This is a genomic window from Gemella sp. zg-570 (assembly GCF_018866345.1).
GTDB lineage: Bacteria > Bacillota > Bacilli > Staphylococcales > Gemellaceae > Gemelliphila.
Genome location: NZ_CP076443.1, coordinates 379,360 through 401,760, shown reverse-complemented (window position 1 = coordinate 401,760; position 22,401 = coordinate 379,360). Strand labels below are relative to the sequence as shown.

The following is a 22,401-nucleotide window of genomic DNA, read 5'->3' as shown; positions in this document are numbered from 1 at the left end:
ACCTACTATTAATAAATTCGTGCAGTAATTAACAATTTTATAAAATATAACTTATTAAATTTGTCTAAGATCCCAGCAACTAAAGTCGATAAAAATATCCCACATAATTAACTTACTTGCACCAATTATCGTAATTACAATTCTACTATAACAAATTACTACAGCATGCCAGTAAATATGCACTCAATACTTGATATAATATACTTGTTATAAAATCTTAAACTAAAATCTTTTTAAAGATTATTTCTTCCTATACAATAAGTTTATTTTAATTTCCGAATTATTATCTCATATCATAAGTGTATCTCTTTAGTTGCAAATTCATCAAAATCACTTGAATGAGAAACTACTAACGTTGTCATTTGATATCTAGTGCAGTAGTCACTTATATTTTGGGCAATTTCTTTTGATAAACTATCATTTAAAGCACTAGTAGGTTCATCTAATACTAAAAACTCTGGTCTCCTGATTAAGATCCTTGCTAGAGATAATCTTTGTTTTTGTCCGCCTGATAAGTTATCCCCATTTTTAGTTAATTCATAATTAAGACCTTTTTCTTCTACTAGTTCTGTTAGTCCAACCACATAAAGTACTTCTGTAAGTCTCCTTTCTAAATTATCATCACCCAATAGAATATTTTCTCTTAGAGATTTTTCAAATATCAGTGGAGATTGGCTTGTTTTTAAAATTCTTGAATAAGTATCCTTTAAAACAAGTTCACTATCATTCCATCTTAGTTTTCCTGCAAATGTTTCATCACTTGTTTTTACATTATTCATTATTATATCAACAAGACTAGATTTACCTACACCACTAGCTCCTTTAAGAAGAACAAAGTCGCCTCTGTTTACTTCTATTTTTAGATTTTCCAAAATCTTAACAGATCCTTCATTATGTTTAAAATAATTAATATCAAGACTTAATTTTTCAAAAGCTTCTAATTTCTCTTTTTCTTTTGTTTTATAAGAAACCAAATCAACAAAGTTTTCTTCCATCTTTTTACTAGTTTCATAAATTCCTATTTGGATAGAAATTGAACGCACTGGTTCGTCTAACATTCTTGAGTATGTGTACAAGGCTACTGCTGACCCTACTGTCATTTGGTCATTAATTATAAAATAAGATGAAATAATAATTGAAATTATGGGCAAGACAAAGGCTATTATCGTTGATGTGCCAACATATAAAGAAAAATACTTAGCAACAGCTTTGTTTTTATCTATTCTTTCTTCAATTAGAGAATTAAATCCTTTTATAAAATAAGATTCTTTCCTTAATTGTTTTACATCTAATAATGAATTTAGTGATTCTAAAATGTATTGATTAGATCTGGCAACTAAGGCTTGATCTTCCTTTACAACATCTGACATTTTTTTACTAACATTTTGAACAACAAGGAAACACAAAAAAGTTAATACTAACATAGCAAATGTTACATAAATATTGTACACAAGCATATAAGTAACAGTCACTATAAATACCAGTGCCTGCATAACCATAAGTACAACCCCTTGTGAATACCAGTCAGATATTCTTTTACTGTCATTGGTAATTTTAGATAGAACTTGCCCTGATGATTCATCTTTCATATCGGAATAATCTTTCTTCAAAATTTGCGAATATAAAAATTTCATAAAAGTAAAATTACCCAGAAAGAATAATTTCCTAAGTAAGTATTGACCTATAAAAATAAATACGAAATAAACAGTAGTTATTACTGCAAGTATCTTTAAATTATAAATTCCACTACTAAAATCTTTATTTATCATAGAATCGAAAATCTTCTGAATATAGCCTACTGCAGTCAGAAGCAATATCGTTTTAATCAATGAGAATATTAGAGTTAAGCTTTGATCTAACCGTAATATTTTAAAATACTGTTTCATATAAATCCTCCATATTATGACAATTAAGATAAGCTACTTTTTAAGTAGCTTATCTGTTAATTTTCTTTTTAATGATTCGTAGTACCCACTTTCACATAAGTCTTCAAATTCTAACAATTTATAATTTTTTAAAATATAAGATGGATATTCAACTTTATTTTTGAAATTACTTTCTTTTATTATTTTTGCAAATTCTTTGATTTTACTCAATAATCTAGGATCCCTGCTTTTTACAGCTGTTCTTATCGAAATAAACGTAATTTCTGGAATTGGTAGCATTTTATTAGTGATCTTGCTGACAATTTCCTCCCCTTTCCAAAATTTCCCAAACATAATCTGCTCAGATGAAAATAACTCTTTTAACGTGTAATGTGACCAAGATATTATCTTTTCCCACTGTCTATATGATAAATCGTCCACATCAAAAATTATATTTTTTGTATAGAATATCATATCTCTCTCAGATAAATTATGTCTTGCTTTTCTAAATTTTTCTGTTAAAATCAATGATTTATAGAATATGTATTTAGATAATTTTTCATCAGTATTCTCTGAACTTAAAACAACCTCTGTGCAATTCAACAAATTTTTATCTATTGATGATTTTAGATATGGACAAATCATATCTATTTTTTCTATATACTTTAAAAATTTTTCATTCATAGTATTTCCCTACATATCTTCTATAATTGCTGAGCAATCCCAAGACATTTTTAATACTCCCGTTTTTATATATTCTTCATATTCTTTTTCTTGGAAGTTACCCTCTCCTGTTACAAACCATGATATATCTAATTTACCAAATTTATTTTCATATAATTTTACCCAAGCTAATTCTTCTGGAAATTTAGCTTTATTTGGTACATGTTCTATATAAGCTCCTGCAGTTTCTAAGCAAAATTCTTTATATTCTTTATCATCTTCTAACATATGGTGCCAAACTTCATCCATGTATGTATTAGGCATTTTTAAATCCACACCTTCTACTTTTAATAAAGTGAAAAATTTTCTTAACTCTTTTGTTGCATGTTCTTCTGTTACAATTAATTTAGTCATAATAGTCTCCCCTATTAGTTATAGTATACTTTTTGTATCTATAATAAAACTACGTTTTTAAACGAATTTATTATATTCATCTTTTTTATTTTCCAGATAAATAAAAATGTAATTATATAATTTACACTAATATAAATGATAATGCTACACTGTAATCTATCGTTAATAAATATATTAATACCGATATAATTAGATTAAGTAACAATATTTTATTGGTATTTAATTTAAACATATCTACATTTTCTATATTTGAAATTCTTAGATAGTAATATTTATCTATCCTGGATTTACACCAAAACTCCCTTGTGTATATCCAATTACTAATAATGTTGAAAAAATTAAATTTATTGTTATTATTTTTAATACTTTATTTTTCATAAATATTTCCTCCCTATCTTTTTTATGAATTATACATCCTCAAAATTTCGTTGTCAATATTTTTTAATATGTTTTTGTGTTTTTCTATTTATTCTTTTATAATTTTCAATTCTCTAGCTATTAATTATCATTTTATAATATGACGTTTTTGTTTGAGTTATATAAAATAAAAAAGAGAAGCTTTCTCTATGAAAAATTCTCTTTTATGTATTGCTTTATTTGTATAGCTAATTTATTATTATTTTCTCCTTTTAAATATAATAATGCTTTTTTTATAATATAGTTTCACTTCTTATTTTTCTTTAAAACTCTCACTAACATTGCCTAAAAAACAAGATATATTCTAGTAAATATGACATTTTATATTACTTACATATTTCTATAGTGTCTAATATTTCCTGTATCCCCTTTTTATTTTCTTTATTTAATCATAAAAATCTATAATCGTTATATTTATACTTTAGTAATTTATAGTCTTCTTCTACACTATTTGCTTTAATTTTATCAAAAATTTTTGAAACATTTTTTGAGATTCTTTTTTCTCTCTACTAATGTAGCCATTAGTCCTGTTTAGTAGTATATTATTATGAATATAATTAATATTTTTAAGAAGCGATCATAATCTCCTATAATATTTGCTGTTAAGACTCCTAAAAATGAAAAATTTAATTGATGAAATATTACTAGTGATTTCATGCTTCCTACCTTATTATGTATATTATTTTCATAATTTTCTTTACTGTTTTTATTATTGGACTAGCTAGATTATTTATTGTTGATAGATAAGAAGTTATAATTGATATTCTCTTATTTATAGATGATCTATCATCTGCATAAAAATAATAAATATATGGAGCATAGATAAATATCTTTGAGCGGTTTTCTATATATTTTATTTTCCTTTTAAAGATGACTCCATCTTTTGTATTTATGATAAATTCAATCATTTATCATATCTATATAACCTATTTATATTGGATATTCTATATATTTAACATCTACCTTATTTTCTAAATTAATCTTATAAATCCTTTGTTTTGTGATTCTAATAAATATATATAATTATCCCTTAATGCTGAATGCTGATAAGCTCATAATTTGAGATATTTCGTTTTAATGTTAATCCTGAGACTCTAAACTTTATATCCATGAAATCCAATACTTCTTCTTTGAAAGACAGGTACTATGCCCCTTCAAATAATAATATAGTAGCATTTTCCTAAAACGATTCAAGTGATAGTGCGAGTACAAAAAGAGGAAGTCTTAATCAAGTAGAATCAGAAAAAATATATAATGGATATAAATTTATTTGAAACTTTACAAATTATCAAGGTAAGGGAACGATATCTTCACTAGATTTAATTCTTTGTCTAGGCGAAAGATCTTACATGGGATATGTATATAAAAATGATAAATTTCTAGTGGTATCAACAATAGAAAGAGCTATTAAAACATTAACAGAAAAACTAACGACCATTAGTAATGTCGAGATAGACTTTAAAAAGGAGAATTTACAAGTATAGTACTAAAAGATACAGGAGAAATATTAATAAAAAACATCAAAAAAGACCTAATAAATATAGGACTAACTTATAACTTACTTAAAAAAGTAGGAGTTGCTGATAAACATACTATTATGCCAGAAAAAATTCAAACAGAATAATTGTTATAATATATTCTATTCAAATAAAACACATTATATTGGACTAACCCCATATAGTCCATACTCTAATACCACACTTAAAATTATAAAAATAAAAAGGTGACTTATCTACATTTTCTTCTAATTTATCTTCAAAGATTAATATTTCTACAATAGCTTTTTTACCTAAAGGAAAATTTGAATTAAAGAAGTTTACTCTTGCCTTATAAAGCATTCCGCTAATATTGGTAGAGAATAAATCTTCTACTGCTTTAGTTACTAAATTATCTCATATATATTCTTCCTCTACTCCTGTCTTTATATCTCTTAGTATTATTCTAGCTTGTCCTTTCACTCTCTTTTCCTTTCTAATTTTTTATTTTTATTTAGCCGAGTCTTATTCTTTCCGTACTATCTTCATAATGGTTATCACATATGTTTTTTATTTTGAGGGAAATTCTATAATTGATACTAGTTGTCTTTTGTATTTCATAAGGTAGTCACTTGTATTTATAAATTTCTTTGTAACTACTTTACCTAGTTCTATTTTATTAAATAGTCCTGTAATATTTTTATCATTCTTAGATTTTGCTTTGTTTAGAGTACTTAGTTAGTGCCAGCCTCAGAAGTTTCCATATCTCCTTTTATCTTTAAATTAAAATTAGTTATGCAAGATGGTTTATTATCATTTGCGTTTTTCTTGCTAAATACAATAACACCTCCGAGATCTAAACTGGAATATCTACTGGAAGCCTTAGCTCAAATGTAATATACTTCATTACTAATATATCATTTAAGATATTTCTTACTAGTCTTTCTCTTGTTTCTTTTAATCCAGTTTACTACTAGATTCATAATAAAACCATATCCTGTCCCTTTTATAATATCTCTTTTTGTAAAATAATATCTTTTGCAATCTTCGCTGTAAATATCCGTCATGTTCCTTGTTATTTTATATTGTGTAATATTATATTCCATCAAGATAAAAACTTTCGGGATCTCCTTTAGTTTCTAGTGATATCGATACTCTCCCAGGTATAGGCACTGGCTTTTTATAGCTTATTGTTTCTTTGCTTTTGTAAAATAAGGCATCCATAAAGATAACTCGGGCTTGTTTTTATTACTTTTACTATAATTTCAATTTTTTCTTTTGGTATATTTGAAATTATTCCTTGTGCATACTTATGAATATTTTGATGACTTATATTTGTTTTGTTACCTAATTCTTATAAAGTAAGATTGTTTTTCAATCTCATTTTTTATTCTATTACCACTATCCAAATCTTAAACCTCAGAAATAAGATATTTACTATATTTTTATAATTTATCATATTTTTAAAAATTCCACAAACTAAATTTAATTATTAAAAAATGTCCACTTCTTATTTAGTTGCGGATATAAATTAGTATGAATGTCTAAAAATTAAAAAAAGACTTATAAAAAGTCTTTTTTCTAGTAAAGTGCTATGAATGCCTATTATAACATATCTTAGCCATATATTAAATTAAAATTATCAAGAAAATGGTAAATTGTCTTCCTGAATTCTACATTTTCTTTATATATATTTATTACGGTGAAAAATTTAATTTTATAGTCATCTAAAGCAATATGCGAATGGCTAATCTATTCATCTCTTTCATTAATATATCATTTACCTAGTTCATAAAGTTTTTCTTGTTGCACATTTGGAATATCTGTTTTTTATTTAAATGTTATTTCATATATCTTTTCATATGCTAAAAATGCCCTTTTTGAAATATTATCTTTAACCTTATTAAACTCTTATTTCATCTTCTATAAAACTGTTATATCAAATGATTTTACACTTGTTTTTCTAGTTTCAATAAATGTAACCTGTCTTTTTTGTACTAAATTATCTGATTCTTCTAATAATGTAGATAATCCACTCCGTTCTTCTAATACAATTGTTTATTCAAAATCATATGAATGTTTTCTCAATGTTTTTTCTGTTAATTTGTAACTAAATGAGAATACTTTATCTTCTATTTTATTATAAGTAAAATTTTCTTTTCTTACTAAGCCAGGTCTTTATATTTTTCTATTTTTTCCTTATAGTAAAATTTCATCTCCTCTTACACTACCTCATATGGAAAATAGTTAATGTCAATATTCTGGATTACCTTGCAAAAGTTACTCAACACCACCTTTATCTTTTATTGATGTTAAAGCTTCCCCTAGTGCTGAAAATTTTACTGTTAATTTATCATTTTTAACTTAATAACCATTTTCATTTCCTCCTAAAATAAAGTAAAGTGGCAGTAAAGGACTAATATATTTATGTATAAAATTTATTAAGAAATTTCTTTGATACTATTCAATAACTTGTGTTTCTGAAACTTTCTTGTACCAGTGAGCAGATTTTTTCGGATATCTTTCTTGTGTTTCAAAGTCTACATAGAATAAACCGTAACGTTTTTCATATCCATTTGACCATGAGAATACATCCATTAATGACCAAATGAAGTAGCCTCTTACATCTGCTCCATCCTTAATTGAATCTGAGATAACTTCAAGGTGTTTTTTCACGTAGTCAATTCTTACGTCATCGTAAACTGTTCCATCTAAAAATTCATCTTTATAGCCTAATCCATTTTCTGTGATATAAATTTTCTTGTAGTTTGGATAATCGTTTTTAACTCTCATGATTTGATCATATAAACCTTGGGGATAAATAATCCAGTCCCAATCAGTTTTTTTTACATAGTCAGGAGCAACCCTTTTACCTACACCTTTTATTTGATATTTAGAAGACCCTTTTTCGCCTTTCCCGTTATGAATTATTTCATTTTCTCCATCAAATGCTTCCATCCAATCACTCATATAGTAATTTATTCCTAAAAAATCATTTAAATCTTTTGTTGCTTCTAAAACTTTAAAATCTTCATCTCTTAGGTCTAATTCTCCACCGTTAGAATTTAGAATTTCTTTAACTCCTGCAAGTGTTGCTTCTGAGTATTTTCCCAAGTATGTAGCGTCTAAAATAAATTTGTTGTGAATAATATCTTCTAATTCAGCTGCTCTTACATCTGCAGAATTTTTTGGATTAAGTGGATATTTAGTTGGAAGTGCATGAACTACACCGATTTCTCCTTCATATCCTTTATCTTTATAAATTTTTACTACCTTAGCATGTGAAACCATCATATTGTGGTGCGATTGGAATAGTTTAGCTAAATCATATTGAATACCAGGTGGGAATTTCCCTACTAGGTATTGTCCGTCGCCGATAGGTCCGATTTCATTAAATGTAGTCCAGTATTTAACTTCTTTAAATTCTTCAAAACAATACTCTGCATACGCTACAAAGTGTTCAATATTTTCTCTATTTAAGAAATCTCCATTAGAGTGTAAAGTTTCTGGAGTATCAAAGTGGTGTAATGTTACAAATGCTTCTACACCATGTTTGTGACATTCATCGAATAATTTGTGGTAGTATTCCACACCTTTTTGATTGACTTCCCCATACCCTGTTGGAAAAATACGTGACCAAGCTATAGAAATACGAATTCCATTAAGTCCGTATTCTTTTGCTAATTTTAAGTCTACTGTATATCTATTATAGAAATCGCTAGCTGGTTCTGCCGTATACCAATAATTATCTACTAGATATTTATCCCATGCAACAGCTCCTTTTCCATCAGTTTTTGTAGCACCTTCAGCTTGATATGCTGCTGTTGCTCCACCAAATATAAAATATTTTGGTAATGTCTTTGTCATTTTCCTATACCTCTTATCTCTAAAATACGGAAATAATGCTATTAATTTTATTAAATATTACTATTTCCATTATCAAAATTTATTAACTATTTACTTGCTCTTTTACGAATTCTAATGATCCTTTCCCATCACGAGTTAATCCGATGTATTGAAATCCTTCTGTTTTAACTAGTTTGATCCCTAGTTTATCAGTTTCTGCTTTCATATCTTCATAGTTAGAAGATACTTGAGGAGCTAAGATAACTAATTGATATTGTGGAAGAATTTCACGGTGAGCTCCGTAAGAACCTGCTGTTGCAGTAATTGGCTCTCCAAATTCTTTAGACGCTTTTGTTAAAGCGTTAGCTAAAAGACCACTTGTTCCTCCACCTGCACATAGTACAAGAACATTTATTTGTTCCGTTAAAGTTTTTATTTCTTGATTTTTTTTCTCTGCTTTTTCTAACAATGCATCATCTTTAGCTGTGTTGAAGTTAGCTAAAAAAGTAGTTTGAGAAGATTTTCCAGATAATTCATCTTCAAGAATTTGTTTGTCATATACTTTGAAGAATGGGTAGTAAATTAACACGTCTACCACTATTAATGTTAATCCTAGAACGAATGACCATAATCCAAAGCCTGTTCCCATTACAATTCCAAGGGGACCTGGTGTTGTCCATGGTAAGTTTATGAAGAATGAGTTCATTCCAAGTACATCAACAAAAAATTTGAAAATCCATACATTTGCGATTGGTGCAAATACGAATGGCACAAAGAATACTGGGTTCAATACAAGCGGTGCTCCAAATAAGATTGGTTCGTTAACTCCGAAGAATGTTGGAACAACTGATGCACGGCCGATTGCTTTATTACGTTTAGATTTAGATAACCACATAAAGATAAATGGCACTACTAATGTAGCTCCTGTTCCTCCCATTGTTACGATGAACATTTGAGTACCAGGTGTTAAAATTTTATCTGCTTGTTCTCCTGCTTCTAATAATTGAAAATTTGTTTCGATATTTGCATATGTAATAGCTGCGATTGCCGGTTCTACGATTGATGGTCCGTGAATTCCCACGAACCAGAATAATGCAAATGCTCCGAAAATAATTGTAATTCCTACATATCCATCAGCAGCGTGGAATAATGGAGCTAATAAAGTTCCAACTACTTCTGCAGATCCTGTCCCTACTGTTGATCTTGATAAGATATCAATTCCATATAATATAATAATTGATAATGTGAATGGAATTAAGTCTTTGAATACTTGAGAAATGTTTGGTGGAACTTCCTCTGGCATACGGATTGTTACATCATTTTTTACACACACTTTGTAAATATTTACTACGATGAATGCTGATAAGAATGTTGTTAGTAAACCTTTAGTTCCTAAAAATCCATTTGCGAATCCTTTTTCTAATTGATCAGCTGCTAGTAATAAGAAACCAGTAATAGCTGCCAACATTGTAGATATAAAGTTTATCTGGTTTGTTGGTGGTAAACTAAGATTTATTGAATCTGTTAAAGATTTAGCAGTAGTCCCAGCTACTAGTAATGCAACTACTCCCATTGTGTATCCGTATGGTTTCATAATTAATGCTTCAGTAGCTTCATCCCATTTAAATCCAAAAATGTTAGGTACATAAGCAATCAGTAAGAAAATACTAGAGAATAATATTACCGGCATGCTGGCAATAAATCCATCACGGATTGCTCGTAGATAAATATTTCTCGATACCTTTTCAAAGAAAGGTTTCATTTTTTCTATTTGTAAAATTAATCCATTCATTATTTGCCTACCCTTCTATACAATTCAATAAAGTGTTTGATTGTATCTTTTAATAGAATTGTTGTCATTAGGTGGTCTTGCCCATGCATCATAGTAACACTATATGCTAAATCTTCTCCTACTGCTTCTTTTTGAATTAGAGATGTCTGTGCATTGTGAGCTAATACAATGTTTTCTTGAGCTAAAACTACTAATTGTTCAGCCTTATCAAAGTTACCTTCTTGAGCTACTTTTAATGATTCTAATAATTTAGAGCGTGCATCTCCTGCATAAGCTACAATTTCAAATCCTAATAATGTAATTTCTTCTTTGTTCATAGTATTTTCTCCTCTCTAAATCTATTGATTGATTTATTTTAATCTTTCTTTCCATGGTGTTGCTGTTTCTTTTAAGACTTTGTTTAAGTCATCGATGTTTTTGAATCCAGTTGTACGTAACCACTCACGTGCAGCACCTTCACCTTGTTCAATATATTCTTTAACACTTCCTGCCCAAGTAGCACGTCCACATAAAACACCGTTAAATTTAGATTCTGCTTCTTTAGCAAATAATAATGTTTCTTGGAATAATTTTGCTGAAACTCCTGCACTCAAGAAAATGTACGGTAAGCGAGTTGCTTCCTCTTGCTCTTTAAAAAATGTCGCTGCTTCTTCTTTAGTATGTAGAACTTCTCCATCTGCATATCCTTCAACAAAGTTCATATTTACAGGCACTTCTACTTTTAATACATCAACACCAAATCTGTCATCTGAGAATACTTTCATTGCTTCGATAACTTTACGAGGTTTTAATTTAGCGTATTCTGCACTTGTTGCATCTGATAATTTCTCATCGTAAGATAAAATTTCTAAGTAGAATGGAATATCTTCTGCTTTGCATTCAGAACCAATCCTTTCAATATATACTTGTTTTTTAACCTTTGTTTCTTCATCACTATCAACATCATAGTATAATAAGAATTTAATTGCATCTGCTCCTTTTTCTTTAAGGCGTAGTACTGACCAATCTTCTAAACAGTCAGGCAATCTCTTAGTGTTGCTTGTATCATATCCAGTTTTTTCATATGCTAATAGTAAACCTGTATTATTGTCCAATCTCTTAGTTGCTGCTAGTCCATATTCTGGGTCTAATAACATTGATGATGCATATGGAGTTAATTCTTCTGTTACTAAAACTTTTAATTCTTCCATTTGTGCAACTGATATCTCTTCTGTTTGGTGTTTAGCCATTATTTTTTTTAATGCACCACGTTGGTCAAAAGCTAATGCTGATATTATTCCGTTTTCATCACTTAATTTTTCCATATATTTTAATTTTTGTTCTGTTAATGCCATGCTTTTATACCTCTTTAACTTCTATTTTGTCAAATAATTCTTGATAGTTCTTTAAATTTATAAATCCAGTTTGTTTTTCTTGTGCATTTAGCATTCCTAATATGTTAGCTTTTTTCAGTAAATCTTCATCGCTTACTTCATGTATTAATGCTGATGCTATACCTGCTACTGTAGAATCTCCAGAACCTACTGGATTTACAACCCCAATTTTTGGAATGTTTACTTTGTAGAATTTATCACCATGTTTGGCAAAGGCTCCATTAGAACCCAGTGAAACGATAATCCATTCCACACCTACAAATAACTGATCTGATAATAAACCTTTTAGGTCTTCAATATCATATGTAACTTTTACATCAAATATTGCTGATAATTCATCAATATTTGGTTTAATTACATAAGGTTTCTTTTTCGCTTTTAATGTAGATACTAAAAATTCTCCTGAACAATCAAGAATTGTCTCCTTATTATTCTCAGTAGAAATTTCTACCATTTTTACATAGTAATCTTTAGATACACCCTTCGGTAAACTTCCTGATATAACAACTAAATCTGCTTCTTTTACTAATTTTTCATAATGTGTTAAAAAGTTTTGAGCTTCTTCTTCACTTATCTTAGGCCCTGGTTCCAAAATTTCAGTTTGATTTCCCCCGTGTAAAACTGCTATACAGTTACGAGTATCTCCTGATATTTTATAGAAATCATTCCCTACTTTATTTTTATTTAATTCCTCTTCTATAAATTCCCCAATTTTTCCACCTAATAGACCGCTTGCCTTAACATTATCACCTAACTGAGATAAAACTCTAGTAACATTTAATCCTTTGCCTCCTACTGTTTTATTTACTTCAGCTACACTGTTTACTGTATCTAAATTAAATTTATCTAATTGGTAAGCTATATCAACTGAGGGATTCATTGTTATTGTAAGTATTTTCTTATTAGTCATGATACTCTCCGCGAGCCCATTTTTCTAATAATTCTGTAAAGAATCCTTCATCTGTTTGATATTTATTAATTGTTTCTACTTTAGTAATTTTTTCGATAAGTTTTTTGTTTTCTTCTGTTGGTTTGTATTCTGCTTTGATAAATGCTTCAATGATGTCGTTCATTAGTAAGCCTCCTGTGATTTTCCCTCCAAATCCGATTACATTAGCGTTCAATTCTTCTTTAGCATATAATGCTGAAGTCATGTCTCTTACTAAAGCTGAACGTATTCCTGGAACTTTGTTTACAGCGTTGTTAATTCCAACTCCTGTACCACAAATACAAATTCCTAAGTCTGCTTGTCCTCTCGCTACTGATTCTCCTACTTTTTTACCGAAGATTGGGTAGTGAGTTCTTACGTTATCGTAAGTTCCGAAATCTAGTACTTCATATCCTTGTGTTTTTAAAAAGTCTACAACTGCAATTTTTTCATTTGTAACAATGTGATCACATCCGATAGCTATTTTCATTTTTGTATCTCCTCTTTATACTTTCTTCCTATAAATAATTCAATTAGCACATTTTGTTAAGCATATCTACACGAATTTGGTGACGTCCACCGTCGTAATCTGCTTCTACAAATCCTTTGGCGATGTTTTTTGCAATTCCTGGACCAACAATTTCAGAACCGATTGTAATTATTCTTGAATTGTTGTGTACTCTTGTCATGTAAGCTGATCTTTCATCTGAAACTTCTGCTGCTACCATTCCTTTAAGTTTTGTCGCTACCATAAATGGACCAGCTCCATAAGCATCAACTACAATCCCTAAGTTTTTTTCATTTGCAACAACTTCTTTAGCCACTGCTAATGTTACATCAACAAAATCTGCATCTTCTTTTTCAACATCTAGTACTTCATGTCCTAAATCTAGCAAGTAAGCCTTTAGTACATTCTTTAATTCCACTCCTGCTTTATCAGAACCTAATACAACTGTCATTTAAATTTCCTCCTCTTGTTTTTATTTTATTTAGTAGAATGTTTGTTTTTGTTGCTTCTCTTTCTACACTTTCATTTTTACAAAAAAAAACACATTTGTCAACACTTTTTTTGGATATTTTGTTATTTTTTTGTTTATAATTGTTTATAAAAACAAAAAATGACAGTCCCAATCACTACTGTCATGCGTTTTCATTATATTGTTTTCATTTTTGAAAAATTAAACTAGCTAATTTTAATTATGTTGATATTCTTAAGAATTGGAAATACATATACTAAATTTTATAATAATTCACCTTAAGTAAATTCCCATTATTTTTTATTCATATTATTGTTCTAACGATATTACTTCAATATATTTTGAAATTTGATTAATTATATCTGCATCTTCTGAATCTGTTACTACAGCCGTCAAGTCAGCCAATTTACAGAATGTAGTAAAATCTTTCTTGCCAATTTTTGTGCTATCTAATAATAAATATTGTTCCAAAGAATTATAAATTGCCAATTTTTGAGTATAGCCTTCTTCCAGCGACGAAGTCATAACATCATTCTCAAATATTCCATTAGCACTGAAGAACATTTTACTAAAATGCATATTTTCTAAACTAGTATTTGTAATTTCTCCTACAAATGATTCTGAAATTTGACGCATTTCTCCACCTAATAAAAACACCTTAAATGTTACAGATTTTTTCTTAGATAGAATATTAAATACTGGTAGGCAATTAGTAACTACTGTTAAATTAGTATTTTGAATTTCTTCAGCTAAGATTTCTACAGTAGTACTTGGACCTAAAAAAATTGTATCTTCCTCTTCTATTAAATTCGCCGCTAATTTAGCTATTTTTAATTTTTCTTCAGGATTTTTAGTATGCTTTTCTCTGTACGATACTTCTTTATATTGGAAGGCTGAATTCGATCTTGCTCCACCATGTATTTTTTTTAATACACCTTGTTCTTCAAGTTCAATAAAATCTCTTCGGACGGTCATATCTGTAACACCAAATGTTCCCATAATTTCTGAAATCCTTACTGTTCCTTTTTTATTTACTAATTTAGTAATTTCCTGATGTCGTTGAAACTTGTTCATTTTTATAACTCCTTTACATCCTTTACAAACATTATACAACAAAATAACGTAAAATGTTTATATATTGGATTTTCAAACAAAAAAAGTAATATATTCTCACTTATATGAATATATTAAATCCTTCTTTTATATTTATTTCTAATATTTCTAATCATTTTTGGGGAATCATATTTTCTAAATCAACTTATTTTTATTACTTTCACTCTATGACTCCTGATATATAAATAATATCATATAGTATTTTTTGTCAATATAGTATTATTATTGAACTTAATATTATTATTTAACAATTATATTTGGAATTAAATTTTCTAAATATTTTAACAAAAACTTAAACTATTTAACGATACATTAAATCTATGTAATCTCTAGGTTTATATCTACATTAATAATCTCATTACTAACATAGGTAGTGAACTCTTATCACTTTTTTCAGCTTATTTAAATGGTGTTATTCTATACATTTGTATCAACTAACTAATATCAACATAGGTTATAAAAAATTTCATATCTTATCTCCTAGCTCTTTATAAAAACTATAAATTTACTGATTAAGTAATTTATCACTATTACAATAAATTGAATAAATATTTTACCAATAAAGTCTTGAAATCCTATCCATACTAACAATTCCACACCTAATATTTCCACAGCCATAGTAAATAGTCTTGATGTGAAAAATTTTGATAATTCATAAAATATTTTTTTAAAGCCGTAAGCCTTAGAATTAAATACATATCTTGCATTAACTACATAAGCAAAGAGTATGGATAGTGCTATCGAAATAAAATTTGCTACTGCCCTTTCCATTCCTGACCTAGTCAATATGTAGTAGGCTACTAAATTAACTAGAGTGGTACAAACTCCAAAGAAAATATAGTTTATAATAGTTTTGTATTTTGGATTTTTATAATAAGCAAAATTTATATTTAATGATTTTTTCATATTAAACCCCTATTACTATAATAAGCTATACAACTTTATCTCAGGATATTTATCACTAAACCAACGCATAGCAAATTCATTTTCAAAAAGGAATACATACTTATCTTGCAAGTCTTTTACCAGCACACTTCTTGATGATGACATACTTTCTTTTATCATATCTTCATTTTCTATCCAGCGTGTCGTCTTTTGCCCGATATGTTCCATAATAACTTCGGTATTATATTCATTTCGCATTCTATGTTCAAAAACTTCAAACTGTAATTGCCCAACTGCACCTAAAATTATTTGGTTGGTGTGTAAGGTTTTATAATATTGAATAGCCCCCTCTTGAACCAGTTGCTCCACTCCCTTGTGGAAATGTTTTTGCTTCAAGACATTTTTTGCAGAAACCTTAACAAAAATTTCTGGCGTAAACGACGGCAACTTTTCAAATTCAACTTTTTTATTTTGGTAAAGTGTATCGCCTATCTGATAATTACCACTATCATAAAGACCGATAATATCTCCTGGATAGGCTGTATCTATGGTAGCTTTATCATCAGCCATAAAATTGGTAGAACGTGAAATTTTTATTTTTTTGCCAGTTCTCGTAAGATTAACGTCCATTCCTCGATTAAAAACTCCTGAACACACTCTTAAAAAGGCTATCCTATCCCTGTGTTTCGGGTCCATATTGGCTTGAATTTTAAAAATAAATCCTGAAAATTCTTTATCTAGTGGCTGAACCTTGCTACCCTCTACGGTATTTCTTTCTTTTGGTGTCGGTGCCGTATCAACATAATAATTTAAAAAACTTTCCACTCCAAATGACGACAGGGCAGAACCAAAAAATACTGGAGTTTGTTCCCCTCTTAACTGCTTATCATAGTCATACTCTACACCTGCTTGTGTAATTAATATCATATCTTCGACACATTTTGTATACATAGTGTCATTTGCCAAAGGATTATTATCAAAAATATTATATTCACTATCTAGATCAACAAAATTTTCTCCCTCTTTAAAGGGTTCTATATAATGATTTTTTCTATCCATGATACCAAAAAAGTTTTGTCCCATTCCTACTGGTAAGTTCATAGGATAAGTTTCTATTTCTAATTTTTCTTCAATTTCTTCTAATAATTCTAAGGGGTCTTTTATTTCCCTATCCAACTTGTTGATAAAAGTAAATATGGGTATACCCCTCATCTTACAAACTTTAAAAAGTTTTAGAGTTTGTGCCTCTATCCCCTTAGCTCCGTCAATTACCATGACTGCACTATCTACTGCCATCAAAGTTCTATAGGTATCTTCAGAAAAATCTTCGTGTCCTGGCGTATCTAAAATATTTATTATTTTTCCGTCATAATCAAATTGCATAACAGATGATGTTACAGAAATTCCACGTTGTTTTTCTATATCCATCCAATCACTTTTAGCAAATTTTCCTGTTTTCTTTCCCTTGACTGTTCCAGCTTCTCTAATAGCTCCACCGAATAATAATAATTTTTCAGTTAGGGTAGTTTTCCCAGCGTCAGGGTGAGAAATTATTGCGAAAGTTCTTCTCTTTGTTACTTGTTCTTGTATTGTGGTCACTTCTACTTTCTACCTTTCATTCTTATATTTCTTATTTGCCTCTTCTAAACATATTACAGGGTCAGAGTGCCAAACTTTTTTGCCGTTTTTTAAAATTTCGTAGTCCTCTCTACCCTTTGATGCCAAAATTATTACATCACCCTCTTGTGATAATTCTACTATTCTTTTTACTGCTTCTGTTCTAAACCATATTTTTTCGTAATTTTTGTGTTGCATTCCTTCTTCTATGGATGACATCAAAACTTCTACATCTTCATCTCTTGGACTGTCTGTTGTGATAATCACACAATCTGCTTGCGATATTATCTTACCTATATAAGCCCCTTTTGACAAATCTCTTCCGCCACCCATACCAGTTAAAAGCAGAGTTCTTCTGCCCTTTCTCATCTCCTTAGTAGCCTCTAATAATTTTTCATAGCCGTCTGGTGTGTGGGCAAAATCACTTATTATATCTATTGGCAAGCCTTCTCCTAAAATTTCCATACGTCCGTATAAGGCTGACAAGTTGGGTAAAAGTTTTATAATTTTTTCCAAAGAAAATCCTTTTAACCATACTGCTATTAGGGCAGCCAAGATATTACTTACCATAAAATTACCGATAAATGGTATTGTCGCTTCAAAATTACCCTCTGGACTTTTCAAAGTAAAACTAGTTGCTAATTTATTATTTATAGTAGCCGTTTTAATATTATAGGCATAAAAATCTGCACTTTTATCTTCTATCGAATATGTAATTTCTTCTTGATAAAGACACTTAGACATTATCTCATAGTATTTATCATCTTTATTAAGAACTCCGTACTTGCTCTCTAATAAATTATTTCCTAGGGTTGAAAATAGTAAGGCCTTGTCATAAGCATAGGTCTGCATATCGCCATGAAAATCTAAATGCTCGTGTGTTAGGTTAGTAAAAATTGCTATATCGACATCAACATTATAAATTCTTCCTAAAACCATGGCATGTGATGAGGCTTCAAAAGAAAAATGTTTGATATTTTCCCTTTTAACTTCACCAATTTTATTGTGCAGGCTGACAACATCTGGTGTCGTATTTCCTAGATAGATAGGTTTATCATCATTTTTACAAAATCCATTCGTTCCTAGATAAGAACTACTTTCTCCTAGCAGTATTAAAATATTATGAATTAATGAGGTAATACTTGTCTTACCATTAGTACCCGTTACTGCTACGGTAGAAATTTTTTTATAGCTGTCATTTAGGTAAGCCGCCAATTTACTGGCAATTTTATTTACTTCTTTTTCCTTTACTACTAGGACGCAAGAATTATTAAAATTATAATTTGTATCCTTGCTGGCTACTATCAAACTTGCACCACTATCTACTGCCGATTTGATATAATCATGACCATCAACACTATAACCAACTTGGGCAACAAAACAAAAATTCTTTTTAACCTGTTTTGAATTGCTAGTAATTCCAGCAAGTGCTTCAGGAATTTTACCATATATTTTTTTTATTTTAATATTTTTTATAATTTTTTTAATATCCATAAATTAATTCGACCCTTATAAAAAATTTACCACCTTACATTATAACACGTTAATTAAGAATACTCAAATTATCATTTATCTTTAATATATTAGTAAATTATATAATTAAGTTAGCCAGTAGTACAAAAAAAGCATCTCATAGGATATACTTTTAGTAACTACAAAAAAAGGATACCAAGAGATGCAAGAACATTATAACACAAAAGGCAAACACATTACAGAAAAAGAGCGTTATTTAATTGAAAAATGGAAAAAAGAAGGAAAAAGTAACCGAGAAATCGCTAGATTATTAGGCAAAAATCACCAAACTATTAATAACGAAATTAAACGCGGACTGATTGATTTATCTTTTCATGGTGGCACTAAAGAATACTCTGCTCAAAAAGCACAGAATGATTATAATCATTTACGTTTAGCCGTAGGTAGAACGGATACGTGGACTGTAGAAAAAGAAAATGTAATCAGAGAAAAAATTATGGATAAATATTCCCCTGAAATGATTAGTCAATTACCAGATATGCCGTCTTTTACGACAATTTACACATGGATATATAAAGGATGGATAGCAGGTATTTCACGTAAACATCTGATTTACCCTAGAAAAACTAAACCAATAAAATCAAATGAAAAACGACCACCAAGAAAAACGAATGCCCTCTCTATTGAACAGCGACCACAAGAGATTAACGAACGAAAAGAAATTGGGCATTTTGAAATTGATTTAGTCATTTTAAACAAGAAACGTGGACAACAGTTATTGACATTAACAGACAGAAAAACACGCTATGAAATCATTCGTCTTATTCCTGATAAAACGGCCCAAAGTGTGAATACCGCTTTGACGTCTATTCAACAAGACTATTTAATTCGCTCTTTAACAGCTGATAATGGTTCTGAATTTTTAAGACTAGACGAAGCCATCACTTGTCCTATTTATTACGCACATCCGTTTTCTTCTTATGAACGAGGTAGTAACGAAAATGCAAATCGATTGATTAGACGATGGTTCCCAAAAGGCACAACAACCGTTACTCCTAACGAAGTAACGGCTGTTGAACAATGGATAAATCGTTATCCACGTAAATTATTTAATTATGTATGTCCTTATGACTTGCCTGAGGTGGCTAACTTACTATTGTAATTTGCGTCTTTAATATATTTAATTTTTTAAAAATAAATAAGACCAATAATAAATTATTAGTCTTCACTATAAAAATTTTTCATATTATTTACTTACGTTTATAAAATATTTTTAGTCTCTGTTATTTTTATTGCTTCCATTATATTATTAGCTAACCTTTTTATGACTGGAACAACAACAGAGTTTCCTGCTTGTTTGTATAAATGACTTTGTGCTAAATTAGATGGTAACACATAATCTTTAGGGTAACCTTGAAATAAAAAACATTCTTTTGGAGTTAATTTTCTAATTCCATGTTTAGTTAAAATAATTGGTACATTATGCCCACCTGTTCCCATATTAGCTGTTAAAGTTGGACATAGTTTAGATTTATTTTCTCTAACATAAACTCTACGCCATTGATACAAAGTATCTTCATTTTTTATCTCATCTTTTAAAACTTCATAAAAACTACAATTATTTTCATTATAATAAAATTTATCATCAACTTTTTCATTGTAATTTATAATATCGCTTATTTTTGTGCTTAATAGTAGCGGTTCAATATCCTTAAAATTTTTAAAATCATCTTTTTTTCTAAAACCTATTATATAAATTCTTTCTCTATTTTGTGGAATATTCCCGTATTCGCAAGCATTAAGAATCATTGTTTTTAATTTATACCCATAACTTTCCAATGTTTCTTTTATAACTTTATAAGTATTTCCCTTATCATGCGTCAATAAATTTTTAACATTTTCTATGAATATTACTCTTGGTAATTTATCCTTTATAACTCTAGCTAACTGAAAAAATATTTCTCCTCTTTCATCTTCAAAACCTTTTCGATAACCAGCTATTGAAAAAGCTTGACATGGAAATCCACCTACAATAACGTCAACATCTGGAATAGTTTTTGTATTTATGTTATGAATATCGTCAATTACGATTTTGCTATGGTGATTAGATTTAAAAGTTTCAGCTGCTTTATTATCAAACTCATTAGACCAAACAATTTTAAAACCAGCTTGTTGAAAACCTAACTCTATTCCTCCAACACCTGCAAAAAGACCTGCAACTTTCATATTTATCTCCTTTTGCAAAAAATAAAACTATTATGTTTTTATAATTTAAATCTATATACTGTCTACTTTCTAAACTCTTCTTCAAATTCTTCGAAACTACCTAACTTTAAAAAGTCTAGATTATATATACCATTTTTCATTTTTGATAATTTTATACTATCTATGCCCATTATATCTAGTTTTTCTCTAGTAACGAGTTCTCCTTCTTTCAACTCAAGAATATCCCTTAAAATCCATTTGCCAAGTTCAGAATTAGGGTTACTCATCAATGCTTTTCCACCTTGTTGTGCAACTCTCATACTAATAATTTTTCCATTTGGTAATTTTACATCAAAGGGGGTTGTTTTATTATCTTCAGTACTATAATTAAAGAACTGTTTTTTATTCTTATGTATCCAACTAGGTATAGAAATATAAACTTCATTCAAATTTCTAATTCTTCCTCTTGCATTCCACTGATTAAGCCCTGAACGCTCTTCTACTCTATTATTTCTTGTGCTATATAAAGGTAAAACTATATAATCTATAACTGAATTATCACTCAAATATAATTTATCTACACTATTTTCTTCAATTATATCTTTATTTTTAATAGATAGCAAAAAATTGTATGGGTCTTTTAATATTTCAACGCTAAAACCAAATATTTTATTATTTCTACAAGTATTAAATCTTTTTAATAATGTACTTTTTGATAAACTAAAACTATATTCATGTATCATATCTGTAAAATGAATTGTCGTTTTACTTTGTGATGTTACTTTAATATTATCTATATTAATTAAATCCATATCTTCTTCAAAAATATATATATATTTATCACTTCTTGTTACTAAGTGATACATCATTTCGTTCAAATTACATATTCTCATAGTTGATTTAATTCTTTCATTTCTCATTTCAGAAACTTTTTTTACTAAATCTAAGCCTTTCAAATCTCTAAGTAAATATGATTCTTTATTAAACTCGGCAATCTTTTGAAATGTATTACCTTTATTCTGTAAAAATGTCTTTAAACCAATACCGATACCATTTTTCCCAGCATCAGCAGAAACATCACTCCTAGATAAATTATCAGCATTAAACGACTTGCAAAATATATTCTCCATCGCCCTATAATATAAAAATGGACTTTTACTTTCTGAAAATAAATTAGATAAGGAGCAAGTAACTTCAAGTAATTCAACATATAATTTTTTACTATAATCATCTTGTTTTAAAAAAAATTTACTTTCCAAAAACTCAATCCTAAAATAAAATTTCAATTAAAATATTGTAACATATTTTTGAAAACTTTTCTATAAATAGATGATAATATAAAATAAAGGAATTTGCAT

General features: G+C 28.8%; 19 protein-coding genes. 2 read left to right on the top strand and 17 right to left on the bottom strand.

The window, feature by feature from the left end; genetic code table 11:
• Nucleotides 1-293: 293 nt before the first annotated feature.
• From KMP11_RS01965 to KMP11_RS01955, 3 genes are read right to left on the bottom strand one after another with little or no spacing between them, the layout of a single operon-like run.
• Nucleotides 294-1,886, bottom strand: coding sequence for an ABC transporter transmembrane domain-containing protein (locus KMP11_RS01965; RefSeq protein WP_215756738.1), 1,593 nt, complete (start codon nt 1,884-1,886; stop codon nt 294-296).
• 33 nt (nt 1,887-1,919) lie between these two features.
• The gene (locus KMP11_RS01960) at nt 1,920-2,549 is read right to left on the bottom strand and encodes a DUF6875 domain-containing protein (protein ID WP_215756739.1); all 630 of its coding nucleotides are present in this window, start codon (nt 2,547-2,549) and stop codon (nt 1,920-1,922) included.
• Nucleotides 2,550-2,558: 9 nt separating this feature from the next.
• A complete protein-coding gene (locus tag KMP11_RS01955; protein WP_215756740.1) occupies nt 2,559-2,942 on the bottom strand; it encodes a glycine-rich domain-containing protein in 384 nt (127 codons plus the stop codon).
• 1,766 nt (nt 2,943-4,708) lie between these two features.
• On the opposite strand from KMP11_RS01955, the gene KMP11_RS07810 reads away from it, so the two are divergent.
• A complete protein-coding gene (locus KMP11_RS07810) occupies nt 4,709-4,843 on the top strand; it encodes a hypothetical protein (protein WP_256442627.1) in 135 nt (44 codons plus the stop codon).
• Between the two features lie 183 nt (nt 4,844-5,026).
• Here KMP11_RS07810 and KMP11_RS01950 read toward each other — a convergent pair whose 3' ends face one another.
• The 12 genes from KMP11_RS01950 to KMP11_RS01895 form a co-directional block, all read right to left on the bottom strand.
• Entirely contained in the window at nt 5,027-5,197 is a 171-nt protein-coding gene (locus KMP11_RS01950; protein WP_215756741.1) for a hypothetical protein, read from the bottom strand.
• Nucleotides 5,198-7,294: 2,097 nt separating this feature from the next.
• Entirely contained in the window at nt 7,295-8,701 is a 1,407-nt protein-coding gene (gene lacG, locus KMP11_RS01945; RefSeq protein ID WP_215756742.1) for a 6-phospho-beta-galactosidase, read from the bottom strand.
• Nucleotides 8,702-8,783: 82 nt separating this feature from the next.
• Entirely contained in the window at nt 8,784-10,472 is a 1,689-nt protein-coding gene (locus KMP11_RS01940; RefSeq protein ID WP_216279998.1) for a lactose-specific PTS transporter subunit EIIC, read from the bottom strand.
• Nucleotides 10,472-10,789 carry a PTS lactose/cellobiose transporter subunit IIA gene (locus tag KMP11_RS01935; protein ID WP_215756744.1) on the bottom strand — a complete coding sequence of 106 codons (318 nt, stop codon included), beginning with the start codon at nt 10,787-10,789 and terminating at the stop codon, nt 10,472-10,474. The genes KMP11_RS01940 and KMP11_RS01935 overlap by 1 nt, the downstream gene beginning before the upstream one ends.
• Before the next feature lie 33 nt (nt 10,790-10,822).
• Nucleotides 10,823-11,806, bottom strand: coding sequence for a tagatose-bisphosphate aldolase (gene lacD / locus KMP11_RS01930; protein ID WP_215756745.1), 984 nt, complete (start codon nt 11,804-11,806; stop codon nt 10,823-10,825).
• Nucleotides 11,807-11,810: 4 nt separating this feature from the next.
• Entirely contained in the window at nt 11,811-12,755 is a 945-nt protein-coding gene (locus KMP11_RS01925) for a tagatose-6-phosphate kinase (RefSeq protein ID WP_215756746.1), read from the bottom strand.
• Nucleotides 12,748-13,263, bottom strand: a complete 516-nt coding sequence (gene lacB, locus KMP11_RS01920) for a galactose-6-phosphate isomerase subunit LacB (RefSeq protein WP_215756747.1) — start codon at nt 13,261-13,263, stop codon at nt 12,748-12,750. Before lacB ends, KMP11_RS01925 begins: the two co-directional genes overlap by 8 nt.
• Before the next feature lie 43 nt (nt 13,264-13,306).
• Nucleotides 13,307-13,732, bottom strand: coding sequence for a galactose-6-phosphate isomerase subunit LacA (gene lacA / locus KMP11_RS01915; protein ID WP_215756748.1), 426 nt, complete (start codon nt 13,730-13,732; stop codon nt 13,307-13,309).
• Nucleotides 13,733-14,059: 327 nt separating this feature from the next.
• The gene (locus KMP11_RS01910) at nt 14,060-14,824 is read right to left on the bottom strand and encodes a DeoR/GlpR family DNA-binding transcription regulator (RefSeq protein ID WP_215756749.1); all 765 of its coding nucleotides are present in this window, start codon (nt 14,822-14,824) and stop codon (nt 14,060-14,062) included.
• 519 nt (nt 14,825-15,343) lie between these two features.
• Nucleotides 15,344-15,769: a GtrA family protein gene (locus KMP11_RS01905; protein WP_216279997.1), complete on the bottom strand. Its 426-nt coding sequence runs from the start codon at nt 15,767-15,769 to the stop codon at nt 15,344-15,346.
• A gap of 15 nt (nt 15,770-15,784) precedes the next feature.
• On the bottom strand, nt 15,785-17,338 hold the full coding sequence (locus tag KMP11_RS01900; RefSeq protein ID WP_371741364.1) for a peptide chain release factor 3: 1,554 nt from the start codon (nt 17,336-17,338) through the stop codon (nt 15,785-15,787).
• 18 nt (nt 17,339-17,356) lie between these two features.
• Nucleotides 17,357-18,859: a UDP-N-acetylmuramoyl-L-alanyl-D-glutamate--2,6-diaminopimelate ligase gene (locus KMP11_RS01895; protein ID WP_215756752.1), complete on the bottom strand. Its 1,503-nt coding sequence runs from the start codon at nt 18,857-18,859 to the stop codon at nt 17,357-17,359.
• Between the two features lie 181 nt (nt 18,860-19,040).
• On the opposite strand from KMP11_RS01895, the gene KMP11_RS01890 reads away from it, so the two are divergent.
• A complete protein-coding gene (locus tag KMP11_RS01890) occupies nt 19,041-20,000 on the top strand; it encodes an IS30 family transposase (RefSeq protein ID WP_216279571.1) in 960 nt (319 codons plus the stop codon).
• A gap of 98 nt (nt 20,001-20,098) precedes the next feature.
• On the opposite strand, the gene KMP11_RS01885 is transcribed toward KMP11_RS01890, so the two are convergent.
• Together KMP11_RS01885 and KMP11_RS01880 are read right to left on the bottom strand one after the other, a co-directional pair.
• Nucleotides 20,099-21,064 carry a DNA cytosine methyltransferase gene (locus KMP11_RS01885; RefSeq protein WP_215756703.1) on the bottom strand — a complete coding sequence of 322 codons (966 nt, stop codon included), beginning with the start codon at nt 21,062-21,064 and terminating at the stop codon, nt 20,099-20,101.
• Between the two features lie 62 nt (nt 21,065-21,126).
• Nucleotides 21,127-22,302, bottom strand: a complete 1,176-nt coding sequence (locus KMP11_RS01880; protein ID WP_215756702.1) for a phospholipase D-like domain-containing protein — start codon at nt 22,300-22,302, stop codon at nt 21,127-21,129.
• Between the last annotated feature and the right edge of the window lie 99 nt (nt 22,303-22,401).